We start from the raw sequence: 19,087 nt of genomic DNA on the forward strand, positions 1-19,087 counted from the left end.
AGGCGCTGCTGCTGGCCGATACCATGCGCGAGCTGGTTTCCTATGCCGTGGGTTGCATGTTCGGCCGTTACGCACTGGACAAGCCGGGGCTGATCCTGGCCAACCAGGGCGAGACTATCGAGGACTATTACAAGAAAGTGTCCACGGAAAACACAGAAAGCACAGAAAAGAATAATTCAGTGTGTTCCGTGTATTCCGTGGACCAAAAATCTTTTCTAGCCGACGACGACAATGTTATCCCCATGCTCGACGGCGACTGGTTCACCGACGATATCGCCGAGCGGTTCAGAGAGTTCCTGAAGGTCGCCTTCGGAGTCGACCATTACGAAGAGAATCTACAGTTTGTGGAAGATGCCCTGGGCAAAGATATTCGGAAGTATTTCCTCAGAGATTTCTACAACGACCATGTCAGGCGCTACAAGAAACGCCCCATCTACTGGCTGTTCTCCAGCCCCAAGGGGAGCTTCAACGCGCTGATCTACATGCACCGCTACCGCCCGGATACAGTCAGCGTGGTGCTCAACGACTACCTGCGCGAGTTTCGCACCAAGCTTACCGCTCACAAGAACCATCTGGAGGCAGTCAGCATTAGCGCCAGCGCCTCCCAGGCCGAAAAGACCAAGGCCCTGAAGGAGATCGAGAAGATCACCAGGATGATTGCGGAGATGGAGGAGTACGAACGCGAGGTACTTTACCCGCTGGCCACCGAGCAGGTGGAGATCGATCTGGATGACGGCGTGAAGGTCAACTACCCCAAATTTGGCGCGGCCTTGAAGAAAATCGTTGGCCTGGAGGCGAAGGAAGATTGATGGTCCACGGAATGCACGGAAGCCACGGAAAAGTGGAGAGAAAAAGCGAAATGGATAACAAAAATAGAAATTCAGTGACTTCGGTGTCTTCTGTGGACAGTAAATTGCTCCTTGAAGAAGATCGTCGGCCTGGATGCTGAAGCAGATTGAGGGTCCACGGAATGCACGGAGGTCACGGAAAAGTGGAGAGAAAAAGCGGAATGGATAACAAAGATAGAAATTCAGTGACTTCGGTGTCTTCCGTGGAAAATAAATTGCTCTTTGAAGAAGAATCGTATGCTATTCGAGGGGCAGTCTTTGAGGTTTATCGTGAGATGGGCTGTGGTTTTCTGGAAGCTGTATATCAGGAGTGTCTTGACAAGGAACTGGCGGCCCGATCAATTCCCTTTGTTTCTCAGCAGGAACTGAAGCTTTCCTATAAGGGCAAGCCACTCAGGCAGATCTATAAGCCCGATTTCGTCTGTTACGGCACCATCATTGTTGAGCTGAAAGCGCTCAGTTCGACGACAGGCGAGCACAAAGCACAAGTATTGAATTATTTGAAAGCCACGGGCATGCGACTGGGGTTGCTGGCAAATTTTGGATGCCACCCCAAGGCAACAGTGGAGAGGATTGTTCTATGAGTCTTTTCGTGATTTTCGTGCCTTTTGTGGACAGAAGAAATAAGAGGGATGTATGAGTTCCTCTGACATAAAATTAACCCAAGAGGCGGCCTATCGCGATTGGTTGGCATCCGTCAAGAGCCGGATTCATGCAGCGCGAATGAACATCGCCTTGTCGGCCAACAGCGAGCTGATTGCGTTGTATTACGAGCTCGGGGCGCGGATCACCGAGCGGGAGTCAACTGCTCAGTGGGGGTCGGGTTTCATTGATGCGTTCAGCAAAGATCTGAGAAGTTCGTTTCCCGACGTAGGCGGCTTTTCCGCCAAAAATCTGCGCTACTGCCGGGCTTTCTTCCGTTTCTATTGTTGCCCTGCAATTTGGCAACAGGCTGTTGCCAAATTGGCCTCCGATCCCTGGGCCGGGGTAGAGGCCGAGCTTGGTTTTTACATCGGCCAGACGATCGAGCAGGGCTGGAGCCGCGATGTTTTGGCCCTACAGCTCAAATCCAGGCTGTATGACAGGGCCGGCAAAGCGGTGACTAACTTTCCCAGAACCCTGCCCACATCCCAGTCGGATCTGGCCCAGCAGACGCTGAAAGACCCCTATACGTTCGATTTCATGGCGATGACGGCCCCGTATAACGAACGGGATGTGGAACGGCAACTCACCCGGCATATCACCCAATTTCTGCTGGAATTGGGCAAAGGGTTCGCTTTCATCGGGCGTCAGTACCATTTGGAGGTCGCCGGAAACGACTACTACATCGATCTGCTTTTCTATCACATTATCCTGAAGTGTTATGTGGTTGTGGAGCTCAAGAACCGCAAGTTTATTCCTGAATACGCGGGCAAGCTCAACTTCTACCTGTCGGCGGTGGACAGCTTACTCAAGCGCGACGACGACCACCCCACCATTGGGCTGCTGCTGTGCCGCGATAAGAATAACATTGAGGTGGAATTCGCGCTGCGCGATTTGAACAAACCCATGGGGGTCAGTGAATATACCTTGGTGGAAACGCTGCCGGACAACCTGAAGGGCGCGCTGCCGACGGTGGAGGAGATAGAGCAGGATTTGCAACAGTTGCAGGAGGGCAGTAGCGAATGATCACTCTCGAAGAACTGATCCTCGCCTGGCGCAAGGCCAAGGTCGACCTGTATTATTCGACCAACCCGCCGCTGATGGACATGGCCGACTATGAAGACGGGCTGCTTGACAACATTGGGCATTTGCTCCAGCGCATCAACGGTGAGGATCAAGAGTGGATTACCGCCCCGGAGTTTCTCGGAACCTGGACCTTGGCCCCCAAGGCCATCACCTTCCCGAAAGAGCCGAAAAAACAAAAAGTGAGCGCTACACAGGAAACCACGCTGATATTCGCCGCACCGGATGCAGAATGGGCCAGCCGCACCGGCAATGGAGAGCAACCCACCGCCGAGTTCCGCCTGATGGCCCACTGCAGCATCGATTTCCATGTGTTCTCTGCACTGTGGATGATGCTGGTCGGCCATCATTTCGACAAAAAACTAGGTGACAACGTCTACGGCAGCCGTCTGCGCCGCAATGGCAATGGCGACATCAACCGCATGGCGCTGGGTTCCTTCAAGCCCTACCTCAAACCCTTCCGCGACTGGCGCGACGGTGCCATCAAGGCCATGCGCAGCGCCTTGTCCGACAAAAAGGATGTCATCGCCCTCACCGCCGATGTCAGCAGTTTTTACCACCGGCTCAACCCCGGCTTTATGCTAGATGCAGGCTTTCATCAAAAGGCAGGTGCCACCCTCAACGAAGATGAAACCCGACTCAACCGGCTATTCATCACTGCGCTGCAAGCATGGGCCAAAAACACTCCACTACAAAAGGGTCTGCCCGTCGGATTGCCAGCGTCCGCCGTAGTCGCCAACGCTGCCTTGATCGAGCTCGACCAGTTCATCGACCGGCAGGTCGTGCCGCTGTACTACGGACGCTATGTGGACGACATCCTGCTGGTCATGCACAACACCAGCAAGTTCACCACCAGCAAAGACTTCTGGAATTGGGTCATCAACCGCGATGGTGGTAAAGACCTGCTCGAACTGGAAAACGGCAGCATTGTGTTTAAACCGAGCTACCTGACAGACGACGATAGCGACATCGCCTTTAAGAACACTAAGAATAAGTTGTTCGTCCTCTCTGGCGGTCCCGGCAGGGCACTGGTCAATGCCATCAGCGAGCAGATCAATCAGCGCGCCAGCGAATGGCGCGCCTTGCCCGACCTGCCCGACAACCCCGGCACCATCGCCACCGATCTGCTTAAGGCCACCAACCATGCTGGCGAGCAGGCCGACAACCTACGCAAAGCCGACGCCCTGACCCTGCACCGCGCCGGCTTTGCCCTCAATCTGCGCGATTACGAAGCCTTTGAGCGCGACCTGCCGCCGGATGCCTGGCAGGCTCACCGTCACGCTTTTTTCGAGGCCGTGATCGACCACCTGCTGACGCCAGTGAAATTCTTCGAGCTGGCCCAATACCTGCCGCGCATCGCTCGGATGGCGACGGCATGTGTGGATTTCAAACACTTGGGCAAGATACTCAAGCAACTGCAGGAGCTTGGCGAAACCATCCATGATCAGTGCATACATCAGATAAAAGCCAGCCGGTGCCCCGAAACTGAAGTCAAACAAGATCTGCACCGCTGGCAGAACAGCCTCGCTAATATGCTGGCCGAGAGCATCCTAAGTGCCCTGCCGCCACGACTGGGCGCAACAGCTCAGAAAGACTGGCAGAAGGAAGTTAAAAGCCACTGGCACTGGCTGGCCAGCGACCTAACGGCCAGTTTTCCGGAATCGCTGCGCGAATTGCAAAAACTGCACGCCCGCCTATTCAGCCACGACCTAGCCCACATCCCCCTACGCTTTAGCGGCCTGCCGAAAGAAATGCTCAGCCAGCGCGGTATTCCCGCCCGCAAGAAACTGATCAATGCCAACTGGCGAGCTGACGATGCACGAGGTATCGGTGATGCCATAGAGACCCTGGCAGGCTGGTTCAAACCCAAATTGGCCAACGGCATTCCGCCCGGTCTGTATTTCGCCACCCGGCCGTTCAGCCTAAACGAGCTGTTCCTGATCACGCCCCAGCCGTTCAACAGAGCTTGGCAGCCGAATCTCGGCAAAGTTATCTGCGCCCTGCGCGGCTTTGAGCCGAGCGAGTACAAAATGCCACATTGGGACAAACAGCAGGGCACCCTGCAGATTCCCGACGGCGAACCCAAAGCCAGTCAGACCATTGCCGTCTCCAGTTGGGAAACCCGCGAGACCAGCTTTGTTGCCGCCGTCATGCACCAGCCCGACCCGGACAGCCGACGCCGCTACCAGCGCCTCAACCGCCTGATCAACGAACTTATCGCTCAACCCGACCACACCGGCTACCTGATCCTGCCGGAGCTGGCCATGCCGCCCCGGTGGTTTATGCGCATTGCCGGCAAACTCAACGGGCGACGCATCTCGCTGATCACCGGGGTGGAATACTTGCACGCCAGCAAAAAGCGCGTGCACAACCAGATCTGGGCTTCACTCACCCACGACGGTCTCGGCTTCCCCTCGCTGATGCTCTACCGTCAGGACAAACAAACCCCAGCCTTGCATGAAGAACAGGAGCTGTTTCGCCTCGCCGGCGCCAGCCTGAAACCAGCCATGCCATGGAAATGGCAATCACCGCCGATCATCCAGCACGGTAACTTCCACTTCGCCCTGCTCAATTGTAGCGAACTGACCAATATCCGCTATCGCGCCGAACTACGCGGCAAAGTCGATGCCCTGTTCGTACCCGAGTGGAATAGCGACACTGACACTTTCAACGCCCTGGTAGAATCTGCCGCATTGGACATCCACGCTTATATCATCCAGTGCAATAACCGTCAGTATGGCGACAGCCGCATCCGTGCGCCCTACAAGGATCGTTGGAAGCGCGACCTGCTGCGTGTCAAGGGTGGCAACCACGACTACTGCATCACAGGCCAGATCGACGTGCAGGCACTACGGCAATTTCAAAGCAGCCACCGTTCACCTGGGTATCCCTTCAAGCCGGTGCCTGATGGATTTAACGATGCAATGGACCATAACCGTAGGGTATTGCCGGAGGGAAACCCTGAGTGAGTGAGAACAAACACTTGCCTGCTGAGCGTGCTTTAGGAGGCGAATTCCATCCGAACAGTCGCATGAATAGCCGTATCGCCCAGGCCCTGACCAAACTCTTCGACCGCCACCGGATCATCTTCTGGTACGACGCCAAGCAGGAGTTGCGCGGTGATTTCGAGGCGCTTCAGCTGCCCGGCGTTGAGAAGCTGGAGCTGGTCAACAACGAGTACGGGGTTAAATACCGGATATTGCGCGAGCAACCAGAGCAGAAGTTTTTGCTTTACCGTGATGGACCCCAGCCTGCCGATTTGGATAACTGGCTGCTGGACGTGCAGCTGGCCCACGGTGAGTTTCGTGCCGATCAAATCGCCATCTGGCTGTCCGAATTGGCGCTCGACCTGGCATTCACGGACATAGTGCAGACCCACGCGGAATTTTTTCAGGCGGCCAGACGCATGGATGCCCTCAAGAAGCTGTTGAAAGGGGATGACACTGCCGGCCGGATCCGTCTGAAGATGTTGGCTGTGTGTGCGGGCAGCGAGCCGCGCATGGATGCCATCGTCGAGCAGTTGCTTGATGAGAGTAGTCAGTTATCAGCCGCCAGTGATCAGTTGGGAGAAAAGTATCGATTGGTTCAAAGATGCAAGCTTGATGACTATCTTTGGGAACAAATGAGACGAATTTATGGATATCTTTCTGATGATCCAAGTATCCGTGATTTTGTCATCCAGCTTTTCAAGGATTGCTATTTCAGGAACTTTACTGACAACTGCACACTGACGGCGGATAGCTTGATTTTTCTCAAGCGCTGGAAGGACAGCCGCCAGTTCGAAGACGGTTTCGAGACACTCTCGGGAGAATGTGCCGAGGTTCTCGGCATTGAGCGGGATCTGGCCAAGCGGGATTTCCGGGAGTTGATCGAACTGGATTATTTCCGGCTGATCGATCAGAAGATCATCAGCGAGCTGGTACGGGCGGTGGCATCACGTACGGTTTCGAGTGGCGATGTATCGCTCTGGGTGCGCCAGCGGCGGCAGGGCCATTGGTATCGCGAATACCGGCATTTGTACGAGGCGGTTGATTATGCAGCCCAGTTTAAGGAAAAGTTGTCTGTGATGGATGGTCAGTGGTCGGAACCGGCGACCGAGAACTGGTCACTGGCTACTTGGGTGGAACGATACACGCAATCCTGGTATCAGCTTGATCAGTTATATCGCAAATTCACCTATCATGTGCGCATGTCAGGCCAGGCATCCTTGATGAGCCACTTGACCGGCCAGATCGAGAATCTGTATTCCAACAACTATCTGTTGAAACTGGGCGACCGCTTTCAATCCTGCGCGGATGCGGCAGCCAAATGGGATGCTTTTCCCGTGCGCAAGCAGAAGGATTTTTTCAGGCTGAAGGTACAACCGTTTCTGCGCAAAGAGAACAAGGTCTGCGTGATCATTTCCGATGCCATGCGCTATGAGATCGGCGATGAACTGCTGAGCCTCATCCGCCGGGAGGACCGTTACAGCGCACAACTGGAGCCGGCGCTTTCGATGCTGCCCAGCTATACCCAGCTTGGCATGGCGGCGCTCTTGCCCAACCAAACCCTTGCGATTGCCGACAACGAAACTGGCACTGTGCTGGTGGATGGGCAAAGTTCCCAGGGGACGGTTAACCGGACAAAAATTCTCCAGGCGGCACTGGCTGGACGCGGCCAGGCTATTCAGTCCGAAGAATTCATGCAGCTTAATCGCGATCAAGGCCGGGAGTTGCTGAAAGCAAATGATGTGTTGTACATCTACCATAACCGGATAGACCACGCTGGAGACAAAATGCATTCAGAAGGGCAGGCCTTCGAAGCGGCGGAGCAAACACTGGGAGAACTGGTCAGGCTGGTTAAGAGGCTGACTGCTGCCAACGCAAACAACATTCTGGTGACGGCTGATCATGGTTTTATTTACCAGGATCGGGAGCTGGATGAGAGTGATTTCTTGAGCGCCGATGCCGAGGGGGATGTCATTTTGTATCGAGATCGCCGATTCGTGCTGGGAAAGGGACTCAAAGCTTCTCAGGGGCTGCACACTTTTGCTGCGAAGCAGTTGGGACTGAGCGGGAACATCGAGATCCAGGTGCCCAAATCGATCAACCGCCTGCGTCTGAAAGGCTCAGGCAGCCGCTTTGTGCATGGCGGGGCGACTTTGCAGGAAGTGGTGATACCAGTGATCAAGATCAACAAGAAGCGCCACAGCGATGTCACGCTCGTTGAAGTGGATATTCTGCGCGGCGCCAATTCGATGATTACGGCCGGGCAGCTGGCCGTAACCTTGTATCAGTCCGATCCGGTGACAGATAAGATCCAGCCGCGTGTGTTGCGCGCAGGTCTCTACACCGAGGCCGGTGATCTGATATCCGATAGCCACGAGCTGACTTTTGATCTGCGTTCAAACAACCCTCGCGAGCGGGAACTGCAGATGCGTTTCGTGCTCACGCGCAAGGCTGACGAAGCCAACGGTGAGGAAGTCATTCTGCGGCTGGAGGAAAATCATGCCGGGACTTCACATTACAAGGAATACAAATCGCTCCGGTACTTGATGCGGCGTTCATTTACCAGTGATTTTGATTTCTAGCCACGGAACACACGGAATACACAGAAATGGGAAAGCTGAAATACGAAGAAGAGTTGCTTGGAAGGTGTTTCTTGAGAGAGGATTATTGAATTGAAAGGCGTTAAAGCGCTCTGCGATGAGCACCGGGCACAGGTTCGCAATTATTTGAAAGCCACTGGTTACGCATTGGCTTTTCTTGTGAACTTCGGCCACTACCCAAAAGCTGAAATCGAAAGGATTGTTCGATGGAACCTTCCGTGTATTCCGTTTGTTCCGTGGTAGAAGGAATTTTATGAACACCCTCGATCAAAAAATCAATCAGTGGTTTCCGGGGCTGGTTGTTCGCAAGGATCTCGTCAGGGCGGTCAGGGGCAACGCTATTGTCCCTTCCTATGTGCTGGAATACCTGCTCGGACAGTATTGCGCCACCAGTGATGAGGCAACTATACAGGCCGGCATCGAGACAGTCCGGGAGATTCTGCGCAAGCACTATGTGCATCGCAACGAGGCAGGCCTGATCCGTTCCAACATTAGGGAAAAAGGGCGTTACAAGGTTATTGATAAAATCAGCGCGGTACTGAATTACAAGTCCGATGTTTATGAAGCACAATTTTCCAATCTCGGTATCAAAAAGGTGCTGATCGATTCGGGAACGGTCAAGGCCCATCCCAAGCTGCTGGTCAGCGGTGTGTGGTGTATCGCCGATATCGAATACGAGTTCACTGAGGATAAAAATGCCAGCCCCTGGCTCTTGTCGGCCCTCAAACCCATCCAGCTGTCTAATTTCGATTTTGATGGTTATTTAGAGGCCCGCCGGCAGTTCACGACCAGTGAATGGATCGATTTGCTGGTTCAGAGTATTGGTTTCAATCCGGAAATGTTTGGCCATCGCAGCAAACTGACTCAGCTGATTCGTCTGATCCCGTTTTGCGAGCGCAACTACAACCTGATCGAGCTTGGCCCTAAGGGGACCGGGAAATCGCATATCTACTCAGAGTTCTCGCCCCACGGCATTCTGATTTCGGGCGGCGAGGTGACGGTTCCCAAGCTGTTCGTGAATAATACGACCGGAATGATTGGTCTGGTCGGCTATTGGGATTGCGTCGCCTTTGATGAGTTTGCCGGAAAGCAAAAGCGAGTGGATAAGGCCTTGGTCGATATCATGAAAAACTACATGGCTAACAAATCTTTCTCGCGGGGTGTCGAGACGCTCGGCGCAGAGGCTTCCATGGTCTTTGTCGGCAACACGCAGCACACCGTGCCCTATATGCTCAAGCATTCCGATCTGTTCGACGATCTGCCAGGCAAGTTCTACGATTCCGCCTTCCTCGACCGCATCCATTTCTATATTCCCGGTTGGGAAGTCGACATCATCCGTGGCGAGATGTTTTCGAGTAATTATGGTTTTGTGGTGGATTATTTGGCCGAAATCCTGCGCTCGCTGCGCAGTCACGATTATTCAGACCGCTATGGAGACTGTTTCTCGCTTTCTTCCGATATTACGACCCGGGATCGTGACGGCATCAACAAGACTTTTTCTGGATTGATGAAGATTCTTTATCCGCATGGTGAAGCAACCCGGGATGAGATTGAAGAAATACTCCGGTTCGCCATTGAAGGTCGCAAGCGCGTCAAAGACCAATTGATGCGGATTGATTCCACTTACGGCAATGTCCGTTTTTCTTATTTTGATACCAGCGGCCAAATCCATCCTGTCGCCACGCTCGAAGAGCAGGAATACCCTAACCACTACCACAAGACCATCGCCGTGGGTGGAGATGGGAACATCACTGCTGCTGTGCAACCCAGTGCGCCAGGTGTGCTGCCCGAACCGCTGACGCCCGCCGATCCTGTCCTCCAGGCAAAACACCTTTCGTTCCAGGAGAATCAGAAGGGGCTCTCTTTTGATGCGCTGCTAGGCCCTTATCTCAGGGGAGCAACCGCGATCACGGTCACCGATCCATACATCCGCCTGTTTTACCAGGTGCGCAATTTCATGGAATTCCTGGAGACTGTGGTGAAGCACAAGGCGCCGGATGAGGAAGTATCGGTTCATCTGGTGACGATGGCAGACGAGCTCAAAAGCGAACAACAGAAGGACAATTTTGAAAAGATGAAGGAAGCAGCCGGCACTGTGGGTGTCAATTTTACCTGGGAGTTTGACGATACCGGGACCATTCATGCCCGCCACATCGTGACTAACCATGGCTGGAAAATCTCTCTGGATCGCGGCCTCGATATCTTCCAGCATTACGAGATGAACGATGTCTTTACCTTCGCCAACCGTCTGCAGCAATACCGGCCATGCAAGGCATTCGAAGTGACGTTTATCAGGCATCAACTGTAAAGTGCAACCAAATCCCTGGGCGCAGGCACTCGCACATGCCGTGAGGAAGCACGGCAGCCAGTTTTGCTATTTGGATCGATGTACAAACTATGTATGAGGCAGTGAATGGGTGTAGTGGGTATGACGAAAAAGGTTGGGATGGTCACAATCCGGAAAGGAAGTGAGAAACTCGGCCGGCTGATCGTTCGGCTGATGGGGTATGCGCGCGCGGTGCTTTGCCTGCTGGCCACCTATCCGGTGGGGGCTGGTCTTGGCAATGGTTTGAAAGCCTTCCGTTACCAACCCGGTTCGATCTTGGAGAGGATTTCCGGCCCGGGAGCCAAGGAGAGGTAGAAATGGCAACCATGAATTTCAATACGGCTAACTCGACTTTTCGTCAATTGCTGGGTAATGGTCTGAGTTATCGTGTCCCCCCATTTCAAAGAGACTATTCATGGACTGAGGATGAGTGGGATGATCTCTGGCAGGATATTCTCGGATTGTTTGAAGATGACGGAGAACCAGCTCACTACATGGGGTATCTGGTGTTGCAATCCTCTGATAACAAGCGATTCGACATGATTGATGGCCAGCAGCGAATTACCACGATCAGTGTCATGATTCTTGCTGCATTGGGCCATCTCCAGGATCTGGTAAGTGCTGGCCTGGATGCTGAAAAAAACGCCAAACGCAAGGAGCAGCTCCAGAACAGTTACATTGGCTACCTCGATCCGGTGAGTTTGGTGCCACGTTCGAAACTCGAGTTGAATCGCCACAACAACCGGTTTTATCAAACTTATCTCGTTCCTCTGGAGAAATTGCCCCAGCGCGGGCTTAATGCATCTGAGCATCAGTTGAGAAAGGCTTTCAACTGGTTCAAAGAGCGCATCAGGGTCTACTGTGGGGTAACTGATTCTAGCGGCATGAAGCTGGCGGCTTTTCTGGATAACTTGGTGGACAAGCTTTTTTTTACTGTCATTACCGTTACCGACGAGCTGAATGCCTTCAAGGTGTTCGAGACGCTCAACGCGCGCGGTGTGAGGCTGTCAGCGACCGATCTCTTGAAAAACTATCTGTTTTCCGTCATCAGTTCGGAGGATACGCATGAAGCCGAGCTGAAAGCTCTGGAAGAGCGGTGGGAACGCATTGTTGGTTTGTTGGGAAGCGAGAGTTTCCCGGAGTTTCTGCGGGTTTTCTGGAACGGCCGCAACAAGCTGGTACGCAAATCCGATTTATTCAAAACCATCCGCAAACGTGTGGTCGCCCGCGATACCGCCTTTGAGTTACTGCGGGACCTGGACTATTCAGCTGCCCTCTATGCTGCGCTTCGTGATTCGCAGGATGCGACCTGGGACAGCGATGAGAAACTTGCGCTCGAACAACTGCTGATGTTTAACGTGCGTCAGCCGTTGGCAATGCTGATGGCATGTCATGCCAAGTTCTATGAGCATGAGCGGACAGATTTTACTCGTATCCTGAGGGCTGTGGCGGTTGTGTCTTTCCGTTATAACGTTATTTGCAACCTTCAAGCTCATGAGCAGGAGCGCTTATACAACGATATTGCGTGGAAGGTATCGACCGGCGTCTATGCCCGTGCGAGAGAGGTGATTGCCGCGCTGCGGGATGTTTATCCAGATGACCGTCAGTTTAAAGCTGCTTTTGCCGAGAAGGCGCTGCGAACCGCGAACAGCCGGAATAGGAAGGTGGTGCGTTATATTCTCTTTGAAATAGAGCGGCAGCGCTCAGGACAGAATTTTGATTTTCAGAGCGCAATCTATAACCTGGAACACATTCTTCCGGAGAATCCTTCACCGGCCTGGTCATACATCGAGGAATCGAAGCAGGATCGTTTGATTTATCGGATTGGTAATATGACGCTGCTTGAGGCAAGCCGGAATCGGGATTTGGGCAATGGAGACTATGCGACCAAGCGCCAAGTCTATCGACAGAGCGTCTTTAAGACCACCCAGGCCGTAGCAGAGAACTACGACAATTGGGATGAGCAGAAAATTGAATCGAGGCAGAAACAACTGGCGTTGGTGGCAGCGGGTATCTGGAAAATCGATTTTGGAGGATGACTTGGCGTCATGCATCGCCTGAACCTTGGCCGGGAAGTCTTGCCAGTGCCACAGGAGTTTTGCGCATGTCGGCCGTAGCGGCCGGCATGCTGATTAGAATGTAATATGCGGATTGGGCTCAAGGCTACTGCTCCGTAAACCCGCAAACAGCCTTTGCAGGTTCTGCCGTTGTCGGGTTGCTGGAGTGCTGCCCGGCGTTGCATGGCTCAATTTTCCGCTGTGAAGTTGCCCAGCAGCAGTAGGTCTCCTGGGACTGCGCAGGCGCTGAAGGTGATGTAGTTGTCGGCGGGGAACAGCAGGTTTTTGAGTGCAAAGACCGAGACGGCATCGAACTGTATCGAGAGCTTGTCGGCAATTTGTTTGGGAACCTGGTCACGGATTTGCTGGTTTACCTGTGCTTCCAGATCGTCCGAGCCGCTTGGCCCGCCGCCGGAGAGATGGCCGGAGACGGTGACGCCTTTGCTGGTGGTCGTGATCTGGACTGTCTGGTTGCGTCCCTTGCCGCCAACGCTGAGCGGCAGATAGGCCCGGACGTTGACGGTGATGTCGCTGGACAAATTGGAATCGGAACAATGCGTGCAGTTGAAGAAGCAGGGGTAAACTGTGGTGCAGGCATGCTGTTTGTAGGTCAGCGTCTGTTTGCGGTTGCCGCTGTAAAGCATCTGGCCGTCTGCCTGGACGGTGAGGGTGGTGCCGGCCAATGACCATGACACATCGTTGCCGCCGGGGATCGAATAAGTATAGTGGGTGGTCGAACCGCCGCCTTGTCCGCCGCTGGAGGAATAATGATCGAGCTTGCTCAAGTCGACCCTGCCGATAATGCTTGCATCGCTGAATTTGCCTGACCAGGCCTTGGCCGGATCGCTGGGGTCGACACCCTGCAAGGTCCAGCCGTTGTTTTTCAGACTCTGCGGCAGCACATCGTGAAAAATGATGCCGGAGCGCACCATCATGCTGCTGGCCTGTCCGAGCGGCAGGGGTTCCGGGATGTTGTTCAGGAACGCCTGGGAGTAATTGCGCACAGCGCGCCCATCGGTCATGATGAACAGCTGCAGCATCTCGTTGTTGGACGGCGTTTTGAGGGGTTTGAAAATAAAATCCTTGGGCCGCAGGGCGTTCAGGGTGGGGATATTGGTCAGATCGAGCTGATTGATGAGGAAGATCACCGGATTGTTGACGAAGTAGGATTTCACCGCCTGGTTGAAGGCCACCTTGGTTTCGTCGCTCAGATCGATATTGCTGATACTGAAAGCGCCTTCCTGCATATCCAGCAGAACCTTGAGCACATGGTGATTGCCGCCATCCACTTGTACCGATCCAGCGACCTTGGTCAGGCTGACGACCGCCGTCAGGGTTTCGCCGGTGAGGGATTGCGGCGGGTCGCAATTTTCAGGGCCGCTGCCAATCTTGGAGCATTTCTGCATCGAACCTTTCAGGATCTCCATGCTCAGCGTGGCTGAATTGTTATTGTTGATGCTGAAACCAAGCAGGGGATAGCCATACTCGATTTCGAACTTGTTGATGACCGTGACATCCCCGGGATATTGTTCGGAAGTATTGACCGAGATGGTGTTTTTGTAGGCAGTATGGGTTTTCAGGTCTTCGTATTGCTTTTTCAGGACCGTATTGATTTCCGCCAGGCCCATGTTGAACACCACATCCCAGCCATTGGTGCAGCTGCCTTGTGCATACATCTGGGCGATCAGGGCGCTGGCCGGGGGCAAACCGGCCGCTGCGGTCAGCAGGGTCGGCCGGGGCGTTGTTTCAAGTGCGCGCATCTCATGCGCCAGAAAGCCGACTGCTGGCGCATGAGATGCGAATGCCTGCATGGCCGCCAGTTTGCGGGCAGTGCGTAACTGCAGGATTTTTTCGGCATCGACAATGCGCGCTTCGAGGATGAACGATAGCCGGATCGTGAGCCGTTCCTTGTCGAAGCGGATGCCTTTATTGGTTCGGGTATCGGGAAAGGAGATTTCCCAGTTTGAAAAGGGTGTGATGCGGCTGACGCCATCCGACCAGGATTTACCCCTATCGGAGAAGGTCGGCGTATCATCCGAGGCGCGGTACTCATAGATTCTTTCGCGCCAGGGAGTGCGGAAATTGAGCGGGTCGCGCTCGATATTGCGGTCATGGAAAGGGGTGCCATCATAAGCCAGCCGCAGCAGGTAAGTGCCGCTATCGGTCGATTTGACCCCGTCGATAGTCGCGACCACGGCCACCACGCGGGCATTCACATACTGGTAAAACTCGGGCGCATTGAGAAAAATTGCGGTGTTGAAAGTGTTGCCATGCGTGAGCTGGTCCGGCCGCACCCCTGCGATCACAAAATCGATCGGTTTGGTCGTGACTGCCTGGTAATGCGCAAGCGCCGATTTGGCCTGGATGGTGGTGGCCTTCTGCTGCACGATCGCCGCGCTGAATTTGAGCAGGCTGAAGGACAGGATCGGGGTCGCCGGTTGCAGGTTGGCGTATTGCAGCGCCAGATCCTGCTGCAGGAAGGCCTTGGCCAGAATGCCGAGCATCTGGTTCTGGATGAACGATAAATGCCCGGTCAATGCCATCAGATCGATAGCGCTGCGATCAAGGTCAGCGATATGGGCAGGGTGCAGCTTGTCCTGCAGGGCAGCCAGCCGGTTGGCCTGGCGGGTGTTGAGAGTCTTTTGCTGCTGATTGGTATAGATCTCGCGTTCGATGGCGTGGAGCGCTGACTGTGCGGTCGTGACTGCCTTGCCGCGCAGCACCAGGATGGAGAACGCCGCCTGCAGGGCAGCCTTTTCGGCCTTGACATCCGGCCCGGTCGCCATGATCTGATTGAACAGGATCGAAAGCTCATCCCATGGTATCGTGGCGGGGCTGCCAAATTGCGCGCCCTCCAGTCCATCCAGCGTGGCTTGCGCCCCTTGCAGCCCTTTGATGCCGGTGGCCGTGCCTTGGTAGAGTTTGGCCAATGCATTCAGCACATTCAAGGTTTTCTGGATCATTTGCACCGCGGCGCTCATATCCTTGACAGCGGAAATGGCCGAGGCTGGGGTCGCGATGGTAATGCCCAGAGCGAACAGATTGGTCGCGACATCCAGCCCGAATTTGATCGCTTCGATGGTTTCCCATTGCTTGACTGCGGATTGGTACTGCTGGACGGCGAAATCGATATCGCCCTGGGCTTCGAACAAGGCGGTCTGCAGGGCGTTCAGCTTGCTGCGTTGCTGTGCGGCCTCGGCCTGTTTCTGCGTGATCAGCGCATCGTAAAAACCGGCAAGATCCTTCTGTTGCGCGGCATTGGCAGCGATGACATCGCTGATCAATTCTCCCGAGGCGATGATGTTCTGATTGAGTGTCCTGGCGACATCGATTACCAATTCTTCCTGGCGGCGGTTGGCGATTCTCTGCTCGTTCTGGGCGATCTGGAATTGAATCCGGTCCAGATAGTTCAGGATGCTTTGTACATATTGCTCGTAATCCGTGTAGGGCAGGATCGGCACAAAACTGCCATCATCAGGGTTAATCGCGTAGTGGGCCAGATCCATGGCGCGCACGCGCAGCGCCAGCTGCTCCGGGTCGCGGGTAGCGCTGGGAATGATCCGGGCGACCCATCTGAGATACTGGCGGACAAACTGCTGCACACCGTCTTGGGCGCAGCCGGACTGGTCGCTGATGACAGCCTCGGCAAACGTCATCGAGAACTGCAGGCTGTCGCTCAGCAGCGGCACGGTATCTGCCGGCGGCGTGACACGTACGTCATCCACCACGACCGGTATTGCGCCCGGTCCATGGCCCGTCAGGCCAAACTTAAGGCCATCGACGATTACACAGTAGGCGCTGCCGGAAGTATTGCGGACTGCCAGGGCACCCAGAAATTCATCGCAGCCAATTTGCAAGCAAGCGAATGCCTCGTCGGCAACAGTCACCACCCTGGCGTGACCATGGGTGCGCATATCGAAAACCTGGCTGAACAGGCGTATGGTTCTGCCGGGAATGGTGATGCCGTTGGCGGACTGGATGGAGAGCACGTTGGCGAGCAGGATACAATTTTTGACCTCGTCGGCCGCGACAAACTGCATGTCTGAAAGATCGAGCCGTGTCTGGCACAGATTGATGGTGGGGGTGGCGATGAATGATATGACACCGGTCTGATCCTGGGGCAGCATCTGCACAAAATCGCGCGTATCGTAGATCGCGAAATTGGGCTGGATGGTGTCGCGGTATTTTTGTGTCATGGCCGCCTTGAAGATGCGCTGCCAGATCAGGCCGCGTTTCTGTTCGATCATCAGGCTGAGGCTGGCCAGTTGTATCTCTACCGGGGCCTGCTCGGTAAACGTTTCCTGCAGCGTGACCAGCGAGAGTTTCGAATCGGTATTGAACAGCGAGAAAATGCTGTCATGCTTGGACCAAAGATGATCCTGCCAATCGCCATTGTCGAGGGTTGTATTGAAGTTGCGTGAATTGCTCAAACAAATCAGATGGCCATATTGCTGAACGAAACCATACATACCGGTCGCGGCATCGGTCGTGAACTGGGCGAAATTCTGCGAACCGGGGCCGCTGAGCGGATTGCGGTCATCGGCGTAAGCGCGTTGTATTTTGGCAAACTGCTCGGGCAGGTAGGCAAACACTTGCAGGATACTGTCGCCGAGTTGTAGCGCTGAAATATAGTGCGTGCCAAAGGTGTCGAAGGCATCGAGGATTTTATCAGCGTCTTCCTTGCACAAACTGCTGCCGTAATTCTGCAAACGGCTGCGCCCGGCATGGCACAATTTAGTAGAGGCACTGATGAATGCTTCGTTCAGCCCGTATTCAGGATCCGGCCGGCGGGGGCGGGCATGGACGAGGATGCCACTGGCAGCGGAAGCATGGGTATTGATGCCATCCAGGCGGGTCAATTTGACCAGTGCATAGCGGAAATCGGGGTTACTCAAGTCGACGCCGAGTGTGCCGGATAATTGCTTGATCGAGGCCTCGCTGCCCGCCGCGCCGATCAGCAAGGCGCCTGCGCCGATGAGGGGCGCATCCACCTCGCTTGCCGCACTGACGACTTTGTAGGGAATCAAGGCGTCCAGCAGGCTCTGTGCGGTCTCGTGCAGGCTGATTTCAGGGAATGACCAACTGCCGCGATTGGCAACCGGTTCCACGGCCGTGGGCTGGATCGGCTGCTTGTGAGGCGGATAGAGAATGTTCAGATGCCCGGTGCGGGGATTCCAGTTCGGTTTGAGTCCGCGTGTCAGGTTGGTTGGCAAACCAATTTTTAGAACTGATTCTGTCATTGCTGGCTCCATGCGAGATCAAAAAAAGGGGGCTGTTCAGGTGTGCTGGACAGCAGCACCCATGATGCCGGGCGAGGCGGCATGCTGGATGTAGTGATTGAGCGGATCAGGGTGATTGTGCTGATCCGGATGGATCCGGTCAACCTGTCAGGATCATGAGTCAATCAAGCATTGTCTGGTATTGCTACCTGATCCAACGGGCAGAAATACGCCCTCTAAATGGCTTTATTCTGGCCGGGCGCTGGTCTGGATGCCGGTGACATGGCCGCATGCCCCATCTTGCGCTCAGATCGGATAAACTACAGCTCCCGAAATGACATTATCCTGCTTTGACCGATGACAGAAACTATCGTGGACCTGATTCGCCACGGCGAGCCAGTGGGCGGACGCCGTTATCGTGGTCACAATATCGATGACCCGCTGACCGAGAAAGGCTGGACCCAGATGTGGGAAGCAGTCGGTGATTATCACGCATGGACGCAAATCATGACTTCTCCGCTGCAACGCTGCCAAATGTTCGCCCATAGATTGGGTGAGCGCTACGGCATACCGGTCGCCATCGAACCGCGTTTCAAGGAAGTCGGGTTTGGTGCATGGGAAGGGTTGCGGCATGATGAAGTCAAAATCGATCGAGCCCATGAATACCGGGCGTTTGTGAACGATCCGGTCAATCAACGGCCCCAGGGCGCGGAGGTGCTCGCGGATTTTATCGAACGCGTCAATTCGGCCTATGCCGACACCGTGGAAAAATATCGTGACCAGCACTGCCTGATTGTCGCGCATGCAGGCGTCATCCGCGCCATCGTCGCACAGACAATATTCGCCCCGCCAACCGGGCTCTATCGAATCAAGATCAGTTATGGTGGAATTACCCGCATTCGCCACACCGAAGCAGGCGGAGTGCTGGAACTGCTGAACGCCAGGCTTGCTGGCCAAGCATAGGTGGCAATTTAATTCAAACATCAGCCGGATTGCCGCACCGTTTACGCCGCCCGCAACGACAAAGCGCGTAGAGTGCGCTTGCGCACCATAAAACAGACGAGGGATTATGCCGGGCGTCATGATTCCACTGAAAACTGTATGGAAGCCTATTATTGAATCAGTCAAAGGCAGATCGTGTGCCAACACGCATCGTTAATGATCCCCCCTATGGCAGTGGGTTCAGGGCGCCAATCAAACAAATGGAGATCTAAAAGTGAGAATGCCATCTTATTATTCGAAGGGAGTTTCTCTTTATGCAGCACCATCCAAAGTCAGTTGTAATTTAATGGATGGGCAGATTTGCTTGGGAATCAATAGTTAGG

10 protein-coding genes and 1 pseudogene are annotated in these 19,087 nt (G+C 54.4%); 10 read left to right on the forward strand and 1 reads right to left on the reverse strand.

Features of this window, described 5'->3' with window-relative positions; genetic code table 11:
• The 9 genes and pseudogenes from ABTW62_RS11380 to ABTW62_RS11420 all read left to right on the forward strand — a co-directional run.
• Positions 1–809: pseudogene (locus ABTW62_RS11380) on the forward strand (hypothetical protein); the annotation flags it as partial.
• Between the two features lie 200 nt (positions 810–1,009).
• The gene (locus ABTW62_RS11385; RefSeq protein ID WP_430904700.1) at positions 1,010–1,432 is read left to right on the forward strand and encodes a GxxExxY protein; all 423 of its coding nucleotides are present in this window, start codon (positions 1,010–1,012) and stop codon (positions 1,430–1,432) included.
• A gap of 52 nt (positions 1,433–1,484) precedes the next feature.
• Entirely contained in the window at positions 1,485–2,516 is a 1,032-nt protein-coding gene (locus ABTW62_RS11390) for a PDDEXK nuclease domain-containing protein (protein WP_430904701.1), read from the forward strand.
• Positions 2,513–5,542, forward strand: coding sequence for an RNA-directed DNA polymerase (locus ABTW62_RS11395; RefSeq protein ID WP_430904702.1), 3,030 nt, complete (start codon positions 2,513–2,515; stop codon positions 5,540–5,542). The genes ABTW62_RS11390 and ABTW62_RS11395 overlap by 4 nt, the downstream gene beginning before the upstream one ends.
• Positions 5,539–8,142 (forward strand): BREX-1 system phosphatase PglZ type A, encoded by a 2,604-nt coding sequence (gene pglZ / locus ABTW62_RS11400; RefSeq protein ID WP_430904703.1) that lies wholly within the window; start codon positions 5,539–5,541, stop codon positions 8,140–8,142. Before ABTW62_RS11395 ends, pglZ begins: the two co-directional genes overlap by 4 nt.
• 90 nt (positions 8,143–8,232) lie before the next feature.
• Positions 8,233–8,403, forward strand: coding sequence for a GxxExxY protein (locus tag ABTW62_RS11405; RefSeq protein WP_430904704.1), 171 nt, complete (start codon positions 8,233–8,235; stop codon positions 8,401–8,403).
• 10 nt (positions 8,404–8,413) lie between these two features.
• Entirely contained in the window at positions 8,414–10,468 is a 2,055-nt protein-coding gene (brxL, locus tag ABTW62_RS11410; protein WP_430904705.1) for a BREX system Lon protease-like protein BrxL, read from the forward strand.
• Positions 10,469–10,588: 120 nt separating this feature from the next.
• Positions 10,589–10,801 (forward strand): hypothetical protein, encoded by a 213-nt coding sequence (locus ABTW62_RS11415; RefSeq protein ID WP_143032327.1) that lies wholly within the window; start codon positions 10,589–10,591, stop codon positions 10,799–10,801.
• A gap of 2 nt (positions 10,802–10,803) precedes the next feature.
• Positions 10,804–12,525, forward strand: a complete 1,722-nt coding sequence (locus ABTW62_RS11420) for a DUF262 domain-containing protein (protein ID WP_430904706.1) — start codon at positions 10,804–10,806, stop codon at positions 12,523–12,525.
• A 206-nt stretch (positions 12,526–12,731) separates the two neighbouring features.
• On the opposite strand, the gene ABTW62_RS11425 is transcribed toward ABTW62_RS11420, so the two are convergent.
• Positions 12,732–17,783, reverse strand: coding sequence for a hypothetical protein (locus tag ABTW62_RS11425; protein ID WP_430904707.1), 5,052 nt, complete (start codon positions 17,781–17,783; stop codon positions 12,732–12,734).
• A gap of 336 nt (positions 17,784–18,119) precedes the next feature.
• Between ABTW62_RS11425 and cobC the strand changes: the two genes are divergently transcribed.
• The gene (cobC, locus tag ABTW62_RS11430) at positions 18,120–18,725 is read left to right on the forward strand and encodes an alpha-ribazole phosphatase family protein (RefSeq protein WP_430904708.1); all 606 of its coding nucleotides are present in this window, start codon (positions 18,120–18,122) and stop codon (positions 18,723–18,725) included.
• Positions 18,726–19,087: the final 362 nt, after the last annotated feature.

This window comes from Nitrosomonas sp. ANs5, from assembly GCF_050584665.1.
Classification (GTDB): domain Bacteria; phylum Pseudomonadota; class Gammaproteobacteria; order Burkholderiales; family Nitrosomonadaceae; genus Nitrosomonas.

Excerpts from the sequence above, each read along its gene's own strand:
- ABTW62_RS11425 (WP_430904707.1), bottom strand. The coding sequence starts at position 17,783 with ATGACAGAATCAGTTCTAAAAATTGGTTTGCCAACCAACCTGACACGC.
- ABTW62_RS11415 (WP_143032327.1), top strand. The coding sequence starts at position 10,589 with ATGACGAAAAAGGTTGGGATGGTCACAATCCGGAAAGGAAGTGAGAAA.
- ABTW62_RS11385 (WP_430904700.1), top strand. The coding sequence starts at position 1,010 with ATGGATAACAAAGATAGAAATTCAGTGACTTCGGTGTCTTCCGTGGAA.
- brxL (WP_430904705.1), top strand. The coding sequence starts at position 8,414 with ATGAACACCCTCGATCAAAAAATCAATCAGTGGTTTCCGGGGCTGGTT.
- ABTW62_RS11390 (WP_430904701.1), top strand. The coding sequence starts at position 1,485 with ATGAGTTCCTCTGACATAAAATTAACCCAAGAGGCGGCCTATCGCGAT.
- ABTW62_RS11420 (WP_430904706.1), top strand. The coding sequence starts at position 10,804 with ATGGCAACCATGAATTTCAATACGGCTAACTCGACTTTTCGTCAATTG.
- cobC (WP_430904708.1), top strand. The coding sequence starts at position 18,120 with ATGACAGAAACTATCGTGGACCTGATTCGCCACGGCGAGCCAGTGGGC.
- ABTW62_RS11395 (WP_430904702.1), top strand. The coding sequence starts at position 2,513 with ATGATCACTCTCGAAGAACTGATCCTCGCCTGGCGCAAGGCCAAGGTC.